Raw genomic sequence first — 19,505 nt, 5'->3', positions numbered from 1 at the left:
TTTTCTACAAAAAATAGAAATATCCTCTTTTTCAACAAGAGAAATCATCTTTTCCAAATCTTTGTAGGTTTTTGGTGAAAATCGCACTAAATTGTTCTCAAAAAGATTTAATAATCTTATTAATAAAACAAACGTGTTAGGAGGGTTAATTGGCCCCCCCTAACACATACTGCAAAAGCGATTTTAATGATCAAGTAGGTTTATCTCTCATCCATCTTTAGATAACTTCTCCTTGGTGCCACACTTTTGTAAGCTGGTCGAATAATCTTCCCACAGTTAGCAATTTCCTCAATTCTATGCGCACTCCAGCCGACGATCCTGGAAATCGCAAAAATAGGAGTGAACATTTCCATGGGTATATTAAGCATCTTATATACAAAACCCGAGTAAAAATCAACGTTAGCACTTACAGTTTTATACATTGTATTGAATTTTTCGATTACCTGTGGGGCAAGGTTCTCTACCTTAGCATAGAGATTAAACTCGTCCTCCAAACCTTTTTCCTGAGCAAGCTGTGCAACATAGCCTTTGAGTATAACCGCTCTGGGATCTGATATGGAGTAAACCGCATGTCCAATACCATAAATTAATCCCGAACGATCAAAGGCATTCTTAGAGAGTACCTGAGTAAGATAATGCTCAATTTCCTCGTCATCATCCCAGTTTTTTAGCTTCTCTTTCATGTCATCAAACATTTGAACAACTTTAATATTAGCTCCTCCGTGACGGGGTCCTTTAAGCGCTCCAATCGCTGCGGCAATTGCCGAATAAGTATCAGTCCCCGTTGAAGTAACTACATGAGTAACAAAAGACGAGTTATTCCCTCCACCGTGCTCGGCGTGAAGGACAAGGGCCAGATCAAGCAGTTTTGCCTCTAATTTAGTATAACTACTATCTGGCCTTAGCATAGCCAAAATGTTCTCAGCGATACTTAAATCGGCCCTCGGGCTATGAATATAGAGACTCTGATCTCCATGGTAATGATTAAATGCATGGTAGCCATAAACAGCTAAGGATGGAAAGCAAGCAATTAGTTTCAGGCATTGCTTTAATACATTTGGCATTGAAGTATCATCGGCATTTTCATCAAAAGAGTAAAGTGCCAAAACACTTCTTGCTAAAGTATTCATAATATCCTTGCTCGGGGCTTTTAAAATTACATCACGAGTAAAATCTTCTGGCAGCCTTTCATGAAGTGAAAGAAGTTGCAAAAATTCCTTTTGAGCGTTCTGATCGGGGAGATTTCCAAAGAGCAGCAAATATGCCGTCTCTTCAAAACCGAAGCGGTCATCCTCACTAAAGCCCTTGACAATATCCCTAATATCTATCCCCCGATATATTAACCGCCCTGGAACAGAAATTTTTTCGCCCTCATCCATAATATACGAATGGACTTCCCCGATTTCTGTTAGACCAACTAATACCCCTTTTCCGTCCAAATCACGCAACCCACGTTTGACCTCATATCTACGATATAGTTCAGGCTTAATGTAGCCACTTTCTTCAGCCATTTTGCTCAACTTCTTCAAGGCTTCAGATTCCATATCATAATTATTCATAGAATTCACCCTTTCTCTTCCAAATTCTTATTCAAATCAATCAACAAATGGAGTTCTTACTTCCTATTTTTGCTCATAATTATTGATTATTATCTTGATACTTAGCCTAATACTCGATAGGGGGAAAAAATGACTTGGAATATTAGAGAATGGAATTGGTCAGACTCCGTTGTTACCATATCGACAGCAATCTTTGCTTTGGTTTCACTTATTTCTGTCTATATCTCTGTCACAACTTGGCAAACACAGCGTGAAGCTGCACGTCCGTATCTAACCTTTATAGAGTCTCCTTCACTCAACTTTAGCGAGAATTCAGGTTTTGAATTTGAATTCAAATTTAAAAATGTCGGAACCCATCCCGCAACAAATCTATCAAGCAGGACATTAATCTTTGAGCAACAATTACAACAAAAGCCAATTCTTATTGACGATTACACCGTTGTCAATGATATCCCTCGAGATGCAACAACAAGTTTACTCCTCAACCCGAAAGTCAATAGTTTTACCAAAGAATTAGAGGAGATCAATCCACATTTTATCATTATTAGTCTTAAATATTCCGACCCTATTGTCCATAAATCTTATACTCAGACAATTTATCTCAAGTGGGCGGGAGTTATTAATAACAAACAGCAACCAATTATCCATGTCGAAATGAATGAAAAATCGAATATAGAACACTATTTGAAAACCCACCAATTACTTGATTAATCCGGAAAATTTCTCCTGTATTACCATAAGGTATCAAAAAAACCCTTGACCATAAAGTCTAGGGTTTCAGCTAATTGAAAGCAACACAAAACAGCAAAGCAAGGCTAAGGCATGCTGCCAGTATCTCCTTTCAACGCTTACGAAGTTAGCTGACGGATTCGGATTGAAAAGTAACCCTACCTTCACAAACTCAGAGTCATATAATGTGAAGGATTCACCCCAAAAATGGTTTCCCCGCTTCATGATAGAATTAAGCGACAGAGATATTAAATTGTGGTTCAACTATAGTATAAATTAAATTGTATCATAGCTTATTTGTCTTAGTCAACTTCAGATTTGTTTCAATTAATTGTGCAACATCAAAGACCGAATGCACTGCACAAAATATCGGGACGTAAAACCCCTGCATGAAATGAACGGCCACTATTCAAGTTACACAGCCATACTTTGGCTGCACTAAAAACCGATGAATCTATGTCATAAAAACTTCCTGATTCGTTGAGTATTTCAACAAATGACCTTTCATAATGCTGTGAAGCGCAAAATGGAAGCTGCCCTACCAGATCTTTTAAGGTTTCATCCTCATCCCTAAGGTTATAAAGTACTGTCGAGCCATATAAAATCCCGTCGTTGGATCTGCCTAATGCATTGAGATTACTACTTGCTACGGGAGGGATTGGACAAGTTCCCCAACCAGATTCTACTCTTGCTAAATCATATCCAAGCAGGTTGAGTCTAGATAGACCTGTTTCCAAGGCTCTGGCAGCTATCTGTACTGAGCCAACTAAGGAGGCAGTGGGAGCAACGAGTATATAAAGTTTTTTTGAATTACATCCTAATTCCTCTGAGAGAAATCCAACTACCTCAAGTGTTGGAAGTTCCTCACTTTCCAGACATAGAATAGCCGTATCGGAATAGTCCTCATAGCCGTTCACTTCATAAATATTCCCTTTATGTATAATGGCTCGCCCCGGGCCAGAACCCATAGCTGTTTGCCTTCCATTCTGTATTGGCCAACCAGCATATTGGGACGCTAAACAAGCTCGAACTGGATGATCTGTCACAACTTCAGCTGTAGGCCAGCGGAACCCATTAAACTCTGACCAATATAAATTAACCTTCGCCAACCCACCTAGGCATACTTTTGCAAACAACACTCCTGCTTCCCAACCGCCCTGGACTTCAACTCCGCAGTCAACAACAGTTGCCTCATTAATCTTTTGAACGTTGACTCGCAGAAGTTCACTCTTTGCGATCAATTCATTGACGAAAGAAAATGCTAACTGATTTGGACTTAGATTCGATCGTTGGGTAATTGAAAAAAACATGTTTATTCTTCCTTTTCATCGTTCTAGAATATACATGTTTTTAGCATACCCTATTTTTGGTCTTGTACGCTAAATGCCCATTCTATATACTAAATAACCTAAATTAACCTTAGCGGTTTTCTCTGTATCCTTAAAAACAGGATCAAATTGGATTTTGTGGTTAAAAATATTCCCAGCAGCCTTGTAAGAAGTAGATCCCTAAAGTGCACACTCCAAGGTCTCCTCAACAGTTTTAAGCAAAACGTTCAAGTCCAAAGGCTTGCTTAAAAAATCCCGCACTCCAAAGCATCGCGCGGTTTCTTCAATATCAGACTCAGCACTTATCATAATGACGGGTATATTTTTAGCTTGTTCATCCTGATTAAGTATCGATAATACTTGAAGTCCCGTCATTGTCGGCATTCTATTGTCCAGTAAAATTAGAGAAGGTCTGTTTAAGGATATTGCAAGTTTCAAACATTCCGGTCCATTTTCTACTGCTTTTACATTATAGCCTGATTCTTCCAAAACCTTATGAATAAGAAGTCGCACTCCAAACTGGTCATCCACAACTAAAATATATCCCGACAAGTTTCTTCCTCCTATCAAAATTAGTTATTATTACTAATTTCTTATTGTTTCTATATATTGACTACTAATATCATATTCTATAACTATATGTCTTCTTTTTCAACATAATTAGAAACACACAGTCGGTAAGATGTTTATGGCGACTACCTTAAAATGATGGAGAGGTGATAGTGTTGTCTAACAACATACAAGAGGTTGCTGGGAAAAATATACGTTTATTTCGACAGACAAAAGGCCTCACCCAAGAAAAACTTGCTGAATTAGTAAGTGTCAGTAGTTCCTATATAGGTTATCTTGAACGCGGCCTTAGAGCCCCTTCGCTAGACTTGCTAGCAAGAATAGGCACCGCTCTGGAAGTAGAGCCTACCGATTTACTCTATACTACCGAAAATGCTTCTGATCCAACCCTAAAGAAGCTCAATGCCCTCTTAGTGGGGAAAAACCCTAAATCGATTAATTTTCTTTATGAAGTTGCAATGGCCTATTTTGTATCTACCAACGATTCCGTTTAATCATTATTTGTTCAATCCCATTCATTTTATGTAATCAGGAAATTAGAGAAAAAAACCCCGGCCTAAAGCCGGGGGAATTCAAATTGTGAAAAATTTATTTAATTGTTATCTCACCATCATAGGTCCCAATGATTTTATATAAATCAGGTCGACGATCTCGAAAAACTCCCCACTCAAGACGCTGAACTTCAAGTTGATCCAGATCAAATTCCGCAACAATTTCAGTTTCTTCTGTGCGGCCAGCTTCAATAAGCTTATTTCCTTGTGGGCCTGCAATAAAAGATGATCCATAGAAGGTAATACTTGATTCATCATCCTCCTCAACTCCGATTCGGTTCGAGGCAATCACCGGCATTAGATTTGCGGCAGCATGCCCAAGCATACAGTTCTGCCAATGCTCTTTAGAATCGATCAGGCCATCTTGGGGCTCTGAGCCGATAGCAGTGGGATAAAAAAGCATTTCGGCACCCATCAACGCCATACATCGAGCTGCTTCAGGGTACCACTGATCCCAGCAAACACCGACTCCAATTTTTCCGAAACGAGTATTCCAGACTTTAAATCCTGTATCTCCCGGATTAAAATAAAACTTTTCCTCATACCCAGGGCCATCCGGTATATGACTCTTGCGATATTTTCCCAACACTTCTCCATTAGCGTCAATCACTGCCAGAGAGTTATAACGGGCATAGTTTTTTTTCTCATAGAAGCTAATCGGCAACACAACCTGAAGCTCCTTAGCAACCTGTTTGAAATGATTAACCGCTTTGTTTTGTTCAAGTTCCGTAGCATATCCATAGTAGCTTGATTTTTCTTTCTGACAGAAATACGGAGTTTCAAATAATTCTTGCAGCAAAATGATTTGAGCACCCTGACTTGCTGCTTTCCTTACTAACCCCTCTGCTTTTGAAATGTTTTCATCGATACTCTGAGTGCAGCTCATTTGAGTAGCCGCTACTTTAACGTTTCTCATACTCTAAATCCTCCCGCTGGCATCTGTTGAGTTGTGCAATGGACATTTCCACCCTCACGAATGATTCCCATCCCATTCACTCGGCGAATCCGCCTCTGAGGGAATGTCTTACTTAATACTTCTGCCGCTAACTCATCAGTTCTATTAGCTTCTCCTCCAAAAACCGGTAATATAATCCCTTCATTAACAAAGTAAAAGTTCAAGTAGCTCAAGGTCAACCGAGCCTTCGAGACAGGATCATACCTCTTGGGAGGCTGTTGAATAGGGATTATTTCCAACTTCCTTCCTTGCGCGTCTCTCTCCTTCTGCAGTATTGCTAAGTTTTCTTTAGTTATCTCATAATTTTCATCCAAGGGATCCTCACAAACCTGGAGCAGTATTTTACCCGGAGCCGCAAAGCAGGCTAGATTATCAATATGACCATCCGTCTCATCCCCGACTAGCCCTCTTTTTAGCCAAATAACTTTTCGAACATTCAAGTATTTCATTAACTCAGCTTCGATCTGATCTTTTGTTAAGTGGGGGTTACGATTAGAGTTCAAGAGACATTGCTCAGTTGTCAGAAGTGTGCCTTCCCCATCCACATGAAAAGAACCGCCCTCCATAACCAGGGGAGCATCAAATTGTTTTAATCCGACATGATTGAGAATTTTAGAGGCTACTAAGTCATCTAAATCCCAGGGAGCATATTTTCCTCCCCAAGCATTAAATCTCCAGTTGACTCCGGCTATATCTCCATCTCCACTAATAACAAATGTCGGCCCATTATCTCTCAGCCACGCATCATTATGCTCAACGGATAAAATTTCCACTCTCTTAAAATCGAGCTTACTGGATACCGCCCTATAATCATCTGCATTCACTAAAACTGTTACCGGCTCAAATTCGGAAATTGCCCGGATGATTTCACTATAACCTTCACAGACAGCTTCGTATTCTTCCGGATAACACATAGACGTTTTTATAGGCCAAGAAATAAATGTTCGTGCATGTTCAGACCATTCCGGAGGCATTTTATAGTTTAAAATATTTGGATGCATGTATATTCCCTCATAATTCATAGTTTATGACCAATCCAGCACTATTATCTATGATATCGTCTGGAACCTTCCAATCTGAAATTTCAGCCCATTCATTGAAAAGTTCCTTTCGTTTTACTGAATCAGTTAAGACTATATTATAGCATAGAGCCTCAATAATTTTAATCATTCCCAGTATTTCTCTCTGTACCATTATCAAAGAGGGCGTGACAAAGTAAAACCTTGTTACGCCCTCTTTTTTACAGGTTCAAGTTATAATTTGAACTAAACCTTTTAATTAACTGCACTATCTTTGTAATGAATTTTCTGGTTTCACCTTTTGGGTTTCAGATTTATGACTAACTGAAAGAGTCATATAGCATAATCCATAACCTAAAACCGAAAAACAGATAGCAGTCAGCAAAAAATCCAGTCCTTCCATACGAGCCCCTCCCTTTCAATTAACCATAATCTAGTGCAACAATATATTAAGAATATAATTAGCTTGTACCACTGAGCGGTATCATCCACGTCTGGACTTGCCGCTCAGATATCCAACTGAGTCATGGATCAGGCCTGATACCAGGCTCGTTGGAATAACTCCCCAATGTAAGGAGTCCTTACTAGTTATTTTAAACTAACTTTCTTTATTATATCTAAACAATTTATTAACAAATTATAAACTTTTTCTCGTCTTCATATTTCTTCTCCCGGCAATGTCACAATGACAAAAAATCCCCCCCTTAACCTTACTCAGGTAATCTCAATGGGGGTGATGGGAGATGCAAAAATTTTAGAGTCTTTTATATTCTCCCTTTTCATTTAAGTACTGGATATCCTTACAACCATAGTATTCTCCATACATATCAAGGGGATCAAAACCGTTCTTATGAGTACAATCATCAGAATAGCCAATATAGAAGACTTCTCCATCATAGTCACACATACGAAATTGGTACTGTGGTTCTGATTCAAACTTTCTTATCAGCTCTTCAAATTCCTCGGTTCCTTTCTCGGCATCTGAGCTGAAGTATTCGGTGAAGGTCTTTTTCTCAAGGCAATCTTCGGTTATTTTAAACATTTAAATACCCCTCTTCTTTTCACAATTACTAAATAATTCTCTGAAGAAACTATTGCAATAGAATAAGCTAAGTCTTTTGATCTTCTTGGATTTTATGCTAAGCTAAGTTTAGAACTGGTTCTAATCAAGAAATCAAGCCAGATCTACATTAGTAATATAATAACAAAATCTTTAACAACTTCCAACTTAATTGATTATGAAGAAACACTATCAACCTACAACCAACTAATTCTGCATACCAGTAACTCTTTAGGAATAAGAGATAAAAACAGCAATAAAACTAGTAAGTATGTGATATTAAGGGGTGACCACTAAATGCTAAATGACGAGGACAAACTTAAAGACGATTACCTATTAAAATCTAAAAAGAAGAATTCTAAAACGATCTTTAGCATTCTTATCACAGCACTACTAGGACTACTTAATTTCAGTAAATTAGCAGTAATTGGTAAACTGCTCTTCACACTGCTTAAAGCCTCTAAGTTTGCAGGAACCTTCATAAGTATGGGCTTGACCGTCGTTCTCTATGCTCAATTCTATGGATGGTTATTTGCCCTGGGCTTTGTTGCTGTCATCTTCGTTCATGAAATGGGGCATTACCTGACAAGTAAGCGACTTGGGTTGGATGTCTCGGCCCCAACCTTTATTCCCTTCCTTGGTGCTTTCATAAAAATGAAGACTATGCCTAAAAGTGTTCGTGAGGAAGCAATAACTGCCATTGGCGGACCATTAGCAGGTGCATTTATAACGCTAGTGTGTATTGGACTTTATATGCTAACCAATAACCATTACTGGGCAGGGTTAGCCTATCTTAGTGCCTTCCTAAATCTCTTCAACCTACTTCCCTTTGGTTCATTAGATGGAGGCCGAATTTCCAAGGCAATCTCACCATTTATTTGGCTGATTGGGTTAGTTATGGCTCTCTTTCTAATTTGGAAGCTCCACGCTTACGTATTGTTGATAATCGTATTCTTTGGAATTTATGAAGTCTTCACAATGTATCAAAAAAAATCAGAAACTGCCCAATATCTCTTTGTTGAACCTAGTTTCAGATTAAAGATCGGTTTTTCTTATCTTTTACTGATCGCCGCACTGGCCATTCTGATGATGTATTCGTTGGATATCTCAAAGTCTTTTACCGATTCTCTTTACCGCTGATTCCCTGAACGACGATCATTGGTTGCTGCCCAATCCACACCTTCTTGCCCTATCAAAACCCCATAGTCTTGCTCAGCTTTGTCCACTGTAATAATTTCATCCAAGACATCTCGCCATACTCTCTCCGGATCTCTCTGCCAAGGATCCCCCCAGCCCCCGCCTCCTGATGAGACAACCGTTAGTATCGTACCGTGTGCTAAAGAACGGGTACTTTCTTTACTGGCAAGACAAATTGTCTCTCCTTGCACAGTTTTTATTTCAACATAGTTTAAACTTCCAGACTTCCCTGAGGCCGCTCCAAACGGAGGGATTTTCATCCCATCCCCGAACATCACAATATTAGTCGGTTCCCCTTGAAACAGTATGCTATAACGAATTCCTGCCCCCCCTCTCCACTTTCCGGAGCCGGCGGTATTGGTTTCCATTTCATGACCCAAAGTTAAATGGGGGTATTGAATTTCGTTGGCTTCAATGTTGGGAGCACGTACTCCTCCATAGTTTGATAAAGGGGCCATATAAGGATACCCATCCCTGCTTGCGGTTCCGCCGCCGGAACCCAAGGCACAAAAAGCGAAGCCTACATAAAATTCCTGAGTGCGAGGGTCAAGGCCGTAAAATGATGGCCCACAATAACGTCCAAACCCTGCCGGCAATTGTACCCCTTCAATAGAACTTAAGGCTTGAAATATGGCACTTATTATTTCACTTGCCGGGGTCAATGTACTTAAGGTAACCGGGGCCGGATCCTTAGGATTGACTAAACTACCTTCCGGCAATACTACCTTAATCCCTCGAAAGGCTCCACTGTTTCGAGGAATCTCAGAACCTAGTGCCCAAAGAGCACCAATCCAAGCAGCTGTTGTACTTGTCACAAATGCTGAGTTGACGAAGCCTTTGACTTGAGGATCAGTACCGTTAAAATCAAGGGTCATTCCTTCTCCACGAATTCTAACCGTAACCTTTATTTTAATGGGATTTAGTTGAAAACCATCATCATCCACCCATTCTTCACCCACATAGTCCCCATCCGGCAACTCCTTAATGGCTTGTCTTGTGAGTCCTTCAGCATGGTCTAAGAGACATCCCACCGTCTCCTTTACCTTAGAGGGAGAGTAGGTATGGATTAATTCTTTCAGGCGCCTTACCCCGATCTTGTTAGCGCCTATTTGCGCCCACAAATCATTTTGCAGCATGTCAGGATTTCTGACATTTCGGGTGATGAGATCCATTACCTCGCTAATAACCTGCCCTTTACTGACAAGTCTAATGGGTGGAATGCGAAGCCCCTCCTGAAAAATCTCCGTTGCTTTGGCATTGTAACTCCCAGCTACAGACCCACCGATATCTCCGTGATGAGCCCTGCTTACACAGTAGAAGATAACTTCTTCATCCACAACCAATGGCGTGATAATCCCAATATCAGGGAGGTGGTTACCTCCTTGGTAGGGATCATTGATGATAAAGACATCCCCTTCTTCAACTTGCCCCGAGTATTTTCGAACCACTTCTTTTATGCTAAAGGTCCCCGCAGCCGCTAAAATAGGTATTCCATTAATCTGGGATACTAAGTCTCCATCACCGTTACATATTCCACAGGCGAAATCACATGCCTCAGCAAATATGGGGGAACGGGACGACCGCTCTAGAGCATAGCCCATTTCTTTGGTAATGGTGTCCATACGATTGGCAATCACTGCCCGCTCGATTACTTCATCTATTTTGGCAATCATAGTTAATGCCTGTCCTTTCCAATATTAATGATTAAGTTCTTGGCCTCATCTAGTTTTGCCTGACAATTCTCTTCTAATAAAATAGTCGTATATTCCTTTTTTATCAAGGCAGGACCTCGTAAATCCATCCCATTCCTTAAATCTTTCCAATGGAATACTTCCACTTTTCGAAAGCCCCCATGTAGATAGACCATTTTCATTTCAATACTTGTTGGTAAAGCAGTATTGTTTTCCCCTGCTATACTATTGGCATTTATAAAGCTTTCCTCAATTCTAGGATCCATTGCGCTCTGTGGAAGCCTTTCCTTCTCTTGAGCAACCAGTCGGAGATTAACTAAAACTAATGACTTCTCAGGCTGACAATAACCATAAAGTCTTTCGTGAGCTTCATGAAACTCTTTAGCAAGCTGGGGCCAAATTTCTGGATCGCTTACAATACCTCTGACGGGAATATTGATTTCGTGATGTTGATCCGGATACTTTAGATCTGCAGACCACCTGTATTCACGCTGATCCTCACCTACCCCCAAACGAGATAGTTCTTCATCTGCTTGAAATCTCAATTCCAGCATAGCCTTACTCCAACTTAGAAAGGGGACTTCGCCTAACACTTCATAAAGGTTGCGCAAACCCTCGAACTGAAAGTTCGAGTGAAACAACCCCTGAGCACAAAAAACCGGGGCAAGTTCCGGAACCACAACTTGCCTTATCCCCACTCCCTTAGCTAATGCAGTTGCAAATAAGGGCAGAGCGCCTCCAACAGCCGCCAAGGCGAAGGAACGCGGGTCATATCCCTTCTTAACAGTCATTAAGTAAACAGCATCTGCCATTAAGGAAAGGGCTACTTGATAAATAGCATAGGCTGCTTCTGGAACAGATAGCCCTAACGGTTTGGCAATATTCTTTTCGATGGAAGCATAAGCTAATTCTTTATTTAAGACCATCCGACCACCTAAAAAACTCCGATCATCGATCAACCCCATGATCAAGGCAGCATCCGTGATCGTTGGCTCTTGACCACCTAACTCATAGCATGCCGGACCGGGCTTAGCACCTGCAGATTGTGGACCAACCTTCAGCATCCCTCCCTTGTCCAACCAGGCAATACTCCCTCCGCCAGCCCCTACAGTATGAATATTTAGCATAGGAAGTTGGACTGGGTATCCTGCGATCTCTGCTTGAGGGGTTAGTTCCATCATACCTTGCCGAATTAAAGAAACATCGAAACTCGTCCCCCCCATATCCCCAACCACCAAGTCAGATAACCCTTGCTCCCGGGCCAGGATCCACCCTCCTTTTACTCCTCCAGCCGGACCAGAAAACAAAGTGTTTACTGCACGTCTGCCTGCTTGAGTTAAGTCAGTAAGGCCGCCGTTGTTTTGAGCAATCGATATAGGAACCCGCAGTCCTTTAGCTCGCAAATGCGCCCGCAAGTCTTGTAAGTAATTTCCGAGAATGGGGCTTAAACGAGCGTTTAAGACGGTTGTCGAAGTGCGTTCATATTCTCCAAGCTGAGAAGACAATTCCGAGGAGAGTGTGACAAATACATTCGGCAAAAGTTCCTGAAGATGTTCTTTAAACTCAACTTCATGCTTCGGATTTCGACAAGCAAACAGCAAACAAACTGCGACAGCTTCCACCTCTTCTTGACGGAGAAACTCCGCAAGCATAGGAATTTGTGTTCTGTCAACAGGTTTAACTGACACGCCCCGGTAATCCATACGTTCCCTCAAACCGATCCGCAGATGACGAGGAACTAAAACCGAAGGCAGAGAAACACTAAAATCCCATTGCTCATTTAAACGTGAACGCCGTAATTCTAAAGCATCACGAAATCCCTCAGTTGTGATGAGGGCCGTTTTTGCTCCTTGGCCCTGCAGCAGAGCATTTATACCGACAGTGGTTCCGTGAGTAAACTTTTCGGTCTGGGCAAGAAATTCTTCAAGTGGAATGTTGAACTGCTCCGCTAGTTCATTCAAACCACGAATAATTGGTTGAAGGGGGTTCTCAATACTAGACGGAATCTTTGCAGTAGCGGCACATCCCCCCTCATCACAAACAATAAAATCAGCAAAGGTTCCGCCTACATCGACTGCAACTATAAACATCTATTCTCCTCTTCTTTCAAGTCATTTATAGTCCGAAAGACCCCAGGAAACGACGAATTTGATTCTGCACTTCAACTGACATTGTTACAGTAGGGGCAAACCCTTGAAGTGGTTTAGTCGCATCAATTCCCATCTTAGCAGTCCGACTTAGGTCATCACTTGATGGGTCTAGAGTACATCCCATGCCCATATGCTGTGGGACAATCGTCACTCCCTTGTCTGCTTGAAGCCGGGTAGCCATAGCCCATAACACCTGACGTTCATCAAAGACGTCTACATCTTCATCCACCACGACAACCATTTTTAAATTATGATCAACCGAGAAAGCCGTAAAAATGGCCTGTTGAGCCTGTCCTTCAGCAATCTTTTTCATGGAAATATAACAATGAAACAGGCCGCAGGCAGATATAGGAGCATGAACACTTTTAATGTTCGGAAGAGTTCTATTTAAGGCATTTAGCACATCCCCTTCTCTCTGTACTGCCACTATAGTAATGTGCTCCGAACTCATACCTGGTGTGATGTCCTGATAGAGGGGTTTGGTTCGATACTGAACCCCTTTAACCTTAAAGATATTTTCCGTACTGCGATAACAGGCGTAATTTGTAAACTCTGCAAAAGGCCCTTCCGATTCTCGTTCTCCAGCTACGATTTCCCCTTCAATAATCACTTCAGCATAGGCCGGAACCATCAGATCCACAGTATGGCAGCGGGCAACCTCCAGCGGAGCCCCAAATAGCCCTCCCATTGCTGCGAATTTACCGAGATCATAAGGAATCAAAGCCATTGATCCCATAGAAATATTGGGATGAATACCTAGTACGATCGTTGCCTCCAATGATTTCCCCAGTTCTTCAGAGCGTCGAAAATACTCCCACAGCCGTTGCCGGGAATGGAGGCTAATCCCCAATTTGTCTTTTCCTTTTAATTGCATCCTGTGATAACCTGCGGTATCAGCGCCCGTCAGTGGATCCTTAGCAATCACTAATCCGGCTGTGATATATGGCCCTGCATCGATGGGAAAGTGGGTTAAAATCGGCAGCTTGTACAGATCAACCTCCGAGCCCACAAAAACATTCTCCCGAAAAGGAGCTTCCTGTACCTCAACAGGTTCAATTCTTTGATTAATTCTCTTGGAGAATTCAGCGGCCAAATCATTGGGATGAACCCCCATTGCTAACGCTAAACGTTCACGGGGAGCTAAAACATTCGTAACTACCGAAATATCATGTCCTTTGACATTTTCAAATATCGTCAATGGATAACGCCGAGCCTTTTCTAATTCCATGATTAAAGTACTAATCTCATACTTGGGATCAATTTCCTCTTGGACATGAACAACCTCCCTGGGATTTTGCTGCTTTACTTGCTCTATAAACGATCTCAAATCCTGTTCCAAAAAAAACGCCTCCTATTTTTTCCTGACCCATTTGAACCGATAATCCCCACTAATTCCCCTCATCCATCTCCAGCACGCGCCTGATTCGAATAATTAACACCTCCCAGGCAAATCCAATTCTTCAAGAGCCCTTACGGAAAACCAAAAAAAGACGATAGAAAAAGCCCGCAGTCATTGACTGGGGGCTTTACCATCGTCCACCAAAGCCTGAAAACAGGCTTATCGTATATTACAGGCAGGTCTTCTGGCTCAAAGTTCATCATCACCGCACGCCTTCCCAGCCGAAGCCAGTGGCCAATGTACGAGACTCCCTTCTCACAGTGGTGGGTCCGCTCAGGATTAATACCTGATTCCCTATTCTCCCTATCGGGGCACCTGTAATAGGTATTTTACCAGCTTGGTATTTTTTAGCTAGTTTATTTGAATATATCCTTCGACATTGAGTTATTATTTCCTGCTGTTTCATAATTTTTTGTTTAATCTATATTGTCGATGTTTGTTCAAAACCAAGGGGGTCTTTCGTCCTATTTTTAGATGAACTTTATCTAAATTCATCAAACCCTGTTAGCTTTTATGATATAATCTTCATAACTTCATATAAGAGAGGGTGGACCAACTGAAAAAGCTAATTTTTTCCGTCATTACTACGCTTGCATTCGCCTTATGTGCACCTCTAATTGCACAAGCAAGCCCCTTAGCCTTTACTTCCGAACGTATTGCAGGACAAGATAGAGTTGAAACAGCTCTTAAGATATCACAAAAAGGATGGAACTCCGCTCTAACCGTAATTTTGTGTGAAAATAATGATTATCCCGATTCTATAGCGGCAACTCCTTTTGCTGTAAGCTTAAATGCACCTATTTTACTGACTAAAGGCGACACAATCGACCCTCGAGTTATTAAAGAGCTGCAGCGTTTGTCACCGGATAGAGTGATCCTCCTAGGCGGTACTGCTTGCTTACAACCGGCCATTGAAAAAGAACTTGAAGGATTATCTTTACACTGGGATAGAATCGGAGGAATAGATCGTTATGAAACATCTGTTCTTCTGGCTAAAGAGTTATACAGTGATTCAATGATTCTTGCCAATGGAGATAATTTCCCCGATGCTTTATCCGCCGCAACCTATGCGGGAATAAAACAGATCCCAATCGTCCTTACCTCTACCACTCTGCCTGATTCCGTCATTAAATATTATCAAGATAATGCTCCAAAACATCTAATTGTAATAGGAGGAGAAGTAGTTGTTCCTTCTAAAGAGTTATCTAAGCATAGCTTCGTTATTGAAACTCGTTTAGGCGGCTATGATCGTTACGAAACAAATGCGAAGGTCGTCTCCTTTATGAAAGATGCATATCAGTCAAATGATCTTTTCTTAGCTTCGGGCATCACATTTCCGGATGCTGTAGCGGGAACTGTACTTGCCTCTAAATCTAACGCACCCCTTTTACTTACAGAAAAAGACGATATTCCTCCTGCAGTTTACAGTATTATGCGTCAACATATGAAAGTCGAGCCTCCAACTCAAGGATCTCCAAACAATAACTCTCTAAATCAAGGAACAGTCACAGCTTCAGGAGGCTTAAATCTTAGGGAAACCCCCTCCTCCACCGGAAACGTACTTATCACGATTCCAACAGGAACGACAATTAATCTAATCGAAAAGCAAGACCAATGGTATAAAGCCAGCTATCAATCGAAAACAGGCTGGGTATCTGCTAACTATCTCAGCGTTATAGCAAAAAAGGGGATAACCAGTGCCTCAGGGGGCTTAAATCTTAGAGAGACGCCCTCTTCCGACGGAAAAATGCTTGTCACAATACCGAAGGATACATCTGTTGAGCTTATAGAGCAGCAAGGGGACTGGTATAAGACAACCTACCAATCCCAGACCGGTTGGATTTCCGCTCAATATGTAATACTTGCCGGAACAAACATAGAAACACCTCCAACTTCTCCAACCATTAATTTAACTCCCAATGGTAAAGTTAATATTTTAGGGGGAACAGGTATTATCGGCTCTTACGCTCAAAATATTATCGAAGGAAAGTCTCCTTCCAAATACCCTGACAATCTGAAGGCTTTTCCTTCCCTACCTTCAGAAATTAAGGTGCCTTCAAGAGGTGACGATGACGTCCCTACTCCTCCGACTAATCCCTCTGATCCTCCCGCAACAACTTATGACCCATCCACAGAAGTACTGATCAATCCTTTTGAAGGAATTCCAGCCAATGCATTGTCTGGAAAGACAATCATGATTGACCCCGGTCACGGCGGCCCGGATACAGGGGCAATCGGCCCTTCTAAAACCTATGAAAAAAATAACACTTTAGCGATTGCACTAGCCTTACGGGACACCCTAAAACAAGCCGGCGCTACCGTTATCCTTACTAGAGATAAAGATATCTCACCTTGTGAAAACTACTCTGAAATTGAAGATCTACAAGCACGGGTTAACCTAGCAAATAACGCAAAGCCAGACTTATTTATCAGTATCCATAATGATGCAAATACAAAATCCGATATTCAAGGTACCTCAACCTATTATTCTCAAGATAACCCTCAAAACTTTGCCAGCCAACATTTAGCTAATAGCATCCAATCTGCTGTAATCGGTACGATTAAATCTAATAACCGCGGACTTAAACAAGCAGGATTTTATGTTTTACGCAACACCACCATGCCTGCAATCCTTTTAGAAACAGCCTTCATATCTAACCCTTATGAGGAAGCTAGATTACAGAACCCTAACTTTCATAAGAACGTTGCCAGTTCCATTCTGATTGGAATCTATAACTATTATAAAAACCCCCTGCCTAAGGCATGATCCAAATCAATACTACATTTCGAAAAAATCACTAAAAAACAGGGTGTTTCGCATTAATCCACGAAACACCCTGTTTTTTCATATAAACCTCTGATTTGCTTACTGCTCTTTAGCTGGAATAGGCCCTCGAGAAAGAGCAATTTTTCCCGTGCGCGCGATTTCGATAATTCCATGATCGTCATCTAATACCTGACACAATGCATCAATCTTTGTTTCATCTCCGGATAATTCTATGACCATTGTTTCTCTGTTAACATCCACAATGCTTGCTCGAAAAATCTCTACAATATTAATAATATCCGATCGGGTTGCTGCACTTGCTTTCACCTTAATCAAGGCCAGCTCCCGTTGAATTGATTCAACTGCAGTAAGATCACTGATTTTTATGACATCAACAAGCTTTGACAATTGATTTACAACCTGTTCTTGCTCGATTTCATCCCCTTCCACGACAATAGTAATTCTTGTGGTATCAGCTTCTTCCGTATAACCGGCCGCAATACTCTCAATATTAAAAGCCCGACGGCTTATCAGGCCAGATATATGGGTTAAAACTCCCGGTTTATTTTCGACTAAAACAGCGAGTGTATGCTTCATTCTTCTATTCCTCCCAACATCATCTGATCCAAACAGGCACCTGCTGGAACCATCGGAAAAACATCCAGTACTTCAGGAATCCGGATATCCACCACCACGGGACCGGGAATTGCCAGAGCTTCTTGCAAGGTTTTTTCTAATTCCTCCGGTTTAGACACTCTTAGTCCAGCGACACCCATAGCCTCAGCCAATTTCACAAAATCCGTAGCCGACCCTTTTAAACTCGTCTGGGAATAGCGTCCTCCATAAAACATTCTTTGCCATTGAGCTACCATTCCCAGGCATTGATTGTTTAGAATTAAAACTTTCACAGGAAAATTAAATTCTGCAGCAGCAGCCAGTTCCTGGCAATTCATCATGAACCCACCGTCACCTACAAAGAGAATAACGGGTCGATCCGGAAGACCACATTGTGCTCCCAAGGCAGCGGGAAGACCATAACCCATTGTACCGAGACCACCTGATGTCAGCAGTGAGCGGGGATTTTTAAAGCCATAGAATTGAGCTACCCACATCTGGTGTTGTCCTACATCAGTAACGATAACCGCATCACCTTGGGTTAATTGGCTCACTTTCTCAACAACTGCTTGGGGCATTACGGAATCTGAGTTTTGCACATAAGTTAACGGCTTTTCCTTATACCAATTACGCACTTTCTCCAGCCAAGTTCGAACTTGCCCTTTTAGTTCATCTGATACATTCCTAACTTCTTGGTTAAGCGCTGGAAGCGACCACCTCATATCTCCAACCACACGCAAGTTTGCTATTACGTTTTTATTAATTTCAGCGGGATCAATATCAAAATGGATAATTTTTGCTTTTGCCGCAAACTCGCTCAAGAGCCCAGTCACTCGATCGTCAAAACGCACCCCGATTCCTATCAGCAAATCACATTCCGTTGTAGCCATATTTGCCGCATAGGTTCCGTGCATTCCAACCATTCCGAGGAATTGGGGATGGTCATTTGCTAAACAGCCTAAGCCCATTAAGGTTGAAATGACCGGAAATCCGCTAAGGTCTATCAACTCTTTAAGTTCCTTAGAAGAATCGGATAGATTGACACCGCCCCCCACAAAGATAAGGGGCTTTTGCGCTAACCTCATTTCTGCCAGAACCTTATCAAGGATACTTGAATCACCTTCAAATACAGGTCGATAACCACGCAGCTTGACCTCTTCAGGGTATTGGTAATCAAAGGAAGCAGCAAAAACATCTTTCGCAATATCAACAACAACCGGCCCAGGTCTGCCTGTGCGGGCGATATAGAAGGCTTCTTTAAGGGCACCGGGTAAATCTTCGACTTTTTTCACTAAATAATTGTGTTTAGTGATAGGGGTTGTGATTCCTCGAATATCAGCCTCCTGGAAGGAGTCTCTCCCTATCAAAGGAACGGACACTTGACCCGTAATAGCCACTAAAGGAATAGAATCCATGTAAGCAGTAGCAATACCGGTTACAAGATTTGTTGCTCCTGGGCCAGAGGTGGCGATAACAACTCCTACCTTACCCGTAGCTCTAGCGTAACCATCAGCAGCATGGACAGCTCCTTGTTCATGCTTGGTGAGAATATGTCTAAACTTTGCTTGATACAAAGCATCATAAAGCGTCAACACTGAACCACCTGGATAGCCAAATACCACATCAACATTTTCATTTTTTAGAGACTCTATAATCGCTTCTGCTCCTGTAATTATCAAATTGGTTACCCTCACTTTCTCTTCTGCGCAAATATATTATTCAAATATATCAAATAATCTTCATCTTTTGAACAGCTTGACCAAAATATCCATAAATTCGTCACGCATTTTTGCGTGCTACTTCGCAACTCCCACTTCCTCAATTATAACATAAAGAATACATCTGAGCGGACTAAGATGGGTTGATCTAATTATCCCTTTGTTTCTAGAAATTTTAAGCTAGAATTATTTATACA

Annotated in this window: 17 protein-coding genes and 2 riboswitches; of the genes, 4 read left to right on the top strand and 13 right to left on the bottom strand. The window is 41.5% G+C overall.

What is annotated here, in order from left to right; translation table 11 throughout:
* Nucleotides 1–200 precede the first annotated feature (200 nt).
* Nucleotides 201–1,559, bottom strand: a complete 1,359-nt coding sequence (locus BLS16_RS11050; RefSeq protein WP_092333173.1) for a citrate/2-methylcitrate synthase — start codon at nucleotides 1,557–1,559, stop codon at nucleotides 201–203.
* Between the two features lie 129 nt (nucleotides 1,560–1,688).
* On the opposite strand from BLS16_RS11050, the gene BLS16_RS11045 reads away from it, so the two are divergent.
* A complete protein-coding gene (locus tag BLS16_RS11045) occupies nucleotides 1,689–2,270 on the top strand; it encodes a hypothetical protein (RefSeq protein WP_092333171.1) in 582 nt (193 codons plus the stop codon).
* Between the two features lie 119 nt (nucleotides 2,271–2,389).
* Nucleotides 2,390–2,537: riboswitch (cyclic di-AMP (ydaO/yuaA leader) on the bottom strand.
* Nucleotides 2,538–2,629: 92 nt separating this feature from the next.
* Here BLS16_RS11045 and mch read toward each other — a convergent pair.
* Complete coding sequence (gene mch / locus BLS16_RS11040; protein WP_092333169.1) at nucleotides 2,630–3,598, bottom strand: methenyltetrahydromethanopterin cyclohydrolase; 969 nt, start codon at nucleotides 3,596–3,598, stop codon at nucleotides 2,630–2,632.
* 198 nt (nucleotides 3,599–3,796) lie between these two features.
* Complete coding sequence (locus BLS16_RS11035) at nucleotides 3,797–4,168, bottom strand: response regulator (RefSeq protein WP_014903913.1); 372 nt, start codon at nucleotides 4,166–4,168, stop codon at nucleotides 3,797–3,799.
* Nucleotides 4,169–4,338: 170 nt separating this feature from the next.
* Between BLS16_RS11035 and BLS16_RS11030 the strand changes: the two genes are divergently transcribed.
* On the top strand, nucleotides 4,339–4,680 hold the full coding sequence (locus tag BLS16_RS11030; RefSeq protein WP_242876262.1) for a helix-turn-helix domain-containing protein: 342 nt from the start codon (nucleotides 4,339–4,341) through the stop codon (nucleotides 4,678–4,680).
* Between the two features lie 94 nt (nucleotides 4,681–4,774).
* Here the strand turns inward: BLS16_RS11030 and aguB are convergent, their stop codons facing one another.
* The 5 genes from aguB to BLS16_RS11010 all read right to left on the bottom strand — a co-directional run bounded on the left by aguB (nucleotide 4,775) and on the right by BLS16_RS11010 (nucleotide 7,753).
* The gene (gene aguB / locus BLS16_RS11025) at nucleotides 4,775–5,653 is read right to left on the bottom strand and encodes an N-carbamoylputrescine amidase (protein ID WP_092333165.1); all 879 of its coding nucleotides are present in this window, start codon (nucleotides 5,651–5,653) and stop codon (nucleotides 4,775–4,777) included.
* Nucleotides 5,650–6,693, bottom strand: coding sequence for an agmatine deiminase family protein (locus tag BLS16_RS11020; protein WP_092333163.1), 1,044 nt, complete (start codon nucleotides 6,691–6,693; stop codon nucleotides 5,650–5,652). The genes aguB and BLS16_RS11020 overlap by 4 nt, the downstream gene beginning before the upstream one ends.
* A 10-nt stretch (nucleotides 6,694–6,703) precedes the next feature.
* Nucleotides 6,704–6,862, bottom strand: a complete 159-nt coding sequence (locus tag BLS16_RS23585; protein WP_207649744.1) for a hypothetical protein — start codon at nucleotides 6,860–6,862, stop codon at nucleotides 6,704–6,706.
* 117 nt (nucleotides 6,863–6,979) lie between these two features.
* Entirely contained in the window at nucleotides 6,980–7,114 is a 135-nt protein-coding gene (locus BLS16_RS24580; protein ID WP_014903917.1) for a hypothetical protein, read from the bottom strand.
* Between the two features lie 351 nt (nucleotides 7,115–7,465).
* The gene (locus BLS16_RS11010) at nucleotides 7,466–7,753 is read right to left on the bottom strand and encodes a hypothetical protein (protein ID WP_092333159.1); all 288 of its coding nucleotides are present in this window, start codon (nucleotides 7,751–7,753) and stop codon (nucleotides 7,466–7,468) included.
* A gap of 315 nt (nucleotides 7,754–8,068) precedes the next feature.
* Here BLS16_RS11010 and BLS16_RS11005 point away from each other — a divergent pair, with 315 nt between their 5' ends.
* Nucleotides 8,069–8,911 (top strand): site-2 protease family protein, encoded by an 843-nt coding sequence (locus tag BLS16_RS11005; protein ID WP_092333157.1) that lies wholly within the window; start codon nucleotides 8,069–8,071, stop codon nucleotides 8,909–8,911.
* Here the strand turns inward: BLS16_RS11005 and BLS16_RS11000 are convergent.
* Genes BLS16_RS11000 through BLS16_RS10990 form a run of 3 tightly spaced genes read right to left on the bottom strand, consistent with a single transcriptional unit; the run spans nucleotide 8,902 to nucleotide 14,148 of the window.
* Nucleotides 8,902–10,641 (bottom strand): hydantoinase B/oxoprolinase family protein, encoded by a 1,740-nt coding sequence (locus BLS16_RS11000; RefSeq protein WP_092333155.1) that lies wholly within the window; start codon nucleotides 10,639–10,641, stop codon nucleotides 8,902–8,904. The two genes, BLS16_RS11005 and BLS16_RS11000, sit on opposite strands and share 10 nt — an antisense overlap.
* Before the next feature lie 2 nt (nucleotides 10,642–10,643).
* Nucleotides 10,644–12,749 carry a hydantoinase/oxoprolinase family protein gene (locus BLS16_RS10995; protein WP_092333153.1) on the bottom strand — a complete coding sequence of 702 codons (2,106 nt, stop codon included), beginning with the start codon at nucleotides 12,747–12,749 and terminating at the stop codon, nucleotides 10,644–10,646.
* Between the two features lie 25 nt (nucleotides 12,750–12,774).
* Entirely contained in the window at nucleotides 12,775–14,148 is a 1,374-nt protein-coding gene (locus BLS16_RS10990; RefSeq protein ID WP_092333151.1) for a UbiD family decarboxylase, read from the bottom strand.
* A 217-nt stretch (nucleotides 14,149–14,365) separates the two neighbouring features.
* A riboswitch (cobalamin riboswitch) is annotated at nucleotides 14,366–14,542 on the bottom strand.
* A gap of 213 nt (nucleotides 14,543–14,755) precedes the next feature.
* Between BLS16_RS10990 and BLS16_RS10985 the strand changes: the two genes are divergently transcribed.
* Nucleotides 14,756–16,975 carry an N-acetylmuramoyl-L-alanine amidase gene (locus tag BLS16_RS10985; protein ID WP_176786131.1) on the top strand — a complete coding sequence of 740 codons (2,220 nt, stop codon included), beginning with the start codon at nucleotides 14,756–14,758 and terminating at the stop codon, nucleotides 16,973–16,975.
* 99 nt (nucleotides 16,976–17,074) lie between these two features.
* On the opposite strand, the gene ilvN is transcribed toward BLS16_RS10985, so the two are convergent.
* Nucleotides 17,075–17,572: an acetolactate synthase small subunit gene (gene ilvN, locus BLS16_RS10980; RefSeq protein WP_092333149.1), complete on the bottom strand. Its 498-nt coding sequence runs from the start codon at nucleotides 17,570–17,572 to the stop codon at nucleotides 17,075–17,077.
* Entirely contained in the window at nucleotides 17,569–19,269 is a 1,701-nt protein-coding gene (gene ilvB, locus BLS16_RS10975) for a biosynthetic-type acetolactate synthase large subunit (protein WP_092333147.1), read from the bottom strand. Before ilvB ends, ilvN begins: the two co-directional genes overlap by 4 nt.
* Nucleotides 19,270–19,505: the final 236 nt, after the last annotated feature.

Source organism: Desulfosporosinus hippei DSM 8344, assembly GCF_900100785.1.
GTDB classification, from domain to species: domain Bacteria; phylum Bacillota; class Desulfitobacteriia; order Desulfitobacteriales; family Desulfitobacteriaceae; genus Desulfosporosinus; species Desulfosporosinus hippei.
Note: the sequence above shows the minus strand (reverse complement) of the source record. Positions and strands in the feature narration are given on the sequence as shown.

Bases quoted from the DNA above. Each gene is read 5' to 3' on its own strand.
- ilvN (WP_092333149.1), bottom strand. From the start codon at position 17,572: ATGAAGCATACACTCGCTGTTTTAGTCGAAAATAAACCGGGAGTTTTA.
- BLS16_RS10995 (WP_092333153.1), bottom strand. From the start codon at position 12,749: ATGTTTATAGTTGCAGTCGATGTAGGCGGAACCTTTGCTGATTTTATT.
- BLS16_RS11000 (WP_092333155.1), bottom strand. From the start codon at position 10,641: ATGATTGCCAAAATAGATGAAGTAATCGAGCGGGCAGTGATTGCCAAT.
- BLS16_RS11050 (WP_092333173.1), bottom strand. From the start codon at position 1,559: ATGAATAATTATGATATGGAATCTGAAGCCTTGAAGAAGTTGAGCAAA.
- aguB (WP_092333165.1), bottom strand. From the start codon at position 5,653: ATGAGAAACGTTAAAGTAGCGGCTACTCAAATGAGCTGCACTCAGAGT.
- BLS16_RS11005 (WP_092333157.1), top strand. From the start codon at position 8,069: ATGCTAAATGACGAGGACAAACTTAAAGACGATTACCTATTAAAATCT.
- BLS16_RS23585 (WP_207649744.1), bottom strand. From the start codon at position 6,862: ATGATTAAAATTATTGAGGCTCTATGCTATAATATAGTCTTAACTGAT.
- BLS16_RS11020 (WP_092333163.1), bottom strand. From the start codon at position 6,693: ATGCATCCAAATATTTTAAACTATAAAATGCCTCCGGAATGGTCTGAA.
- BLS16_RS11010 (WP_092333159.1), bottom strand. From the start codon at position 7,753: ATGTTTAAAATAACCGAAGATTGCCTTGAGAAAAAGACCTTCACCGAA.
- BLS16_RS24580 (WP_014903917.1), bottom strand. From the start codon at position 7,114: ATGGAAGGACTGGATTTTTTGCTGACTGCTATCTGTTTTTCGGTTTTA.
- mch (WP_092333169.1), bottom strand. From the start codon at position 3,598: ATGTTTTTTTCAATTACCCAACGATCGAATCTAAGTCCAAATCAGTTA.
- BLS16_RS11045 (WP_092333171.1), top strand. From the start codon at position 1,689: ATGACTTGGAATATTAGAGAATGGAATTGGTCAGACTCCGTTGTTACC.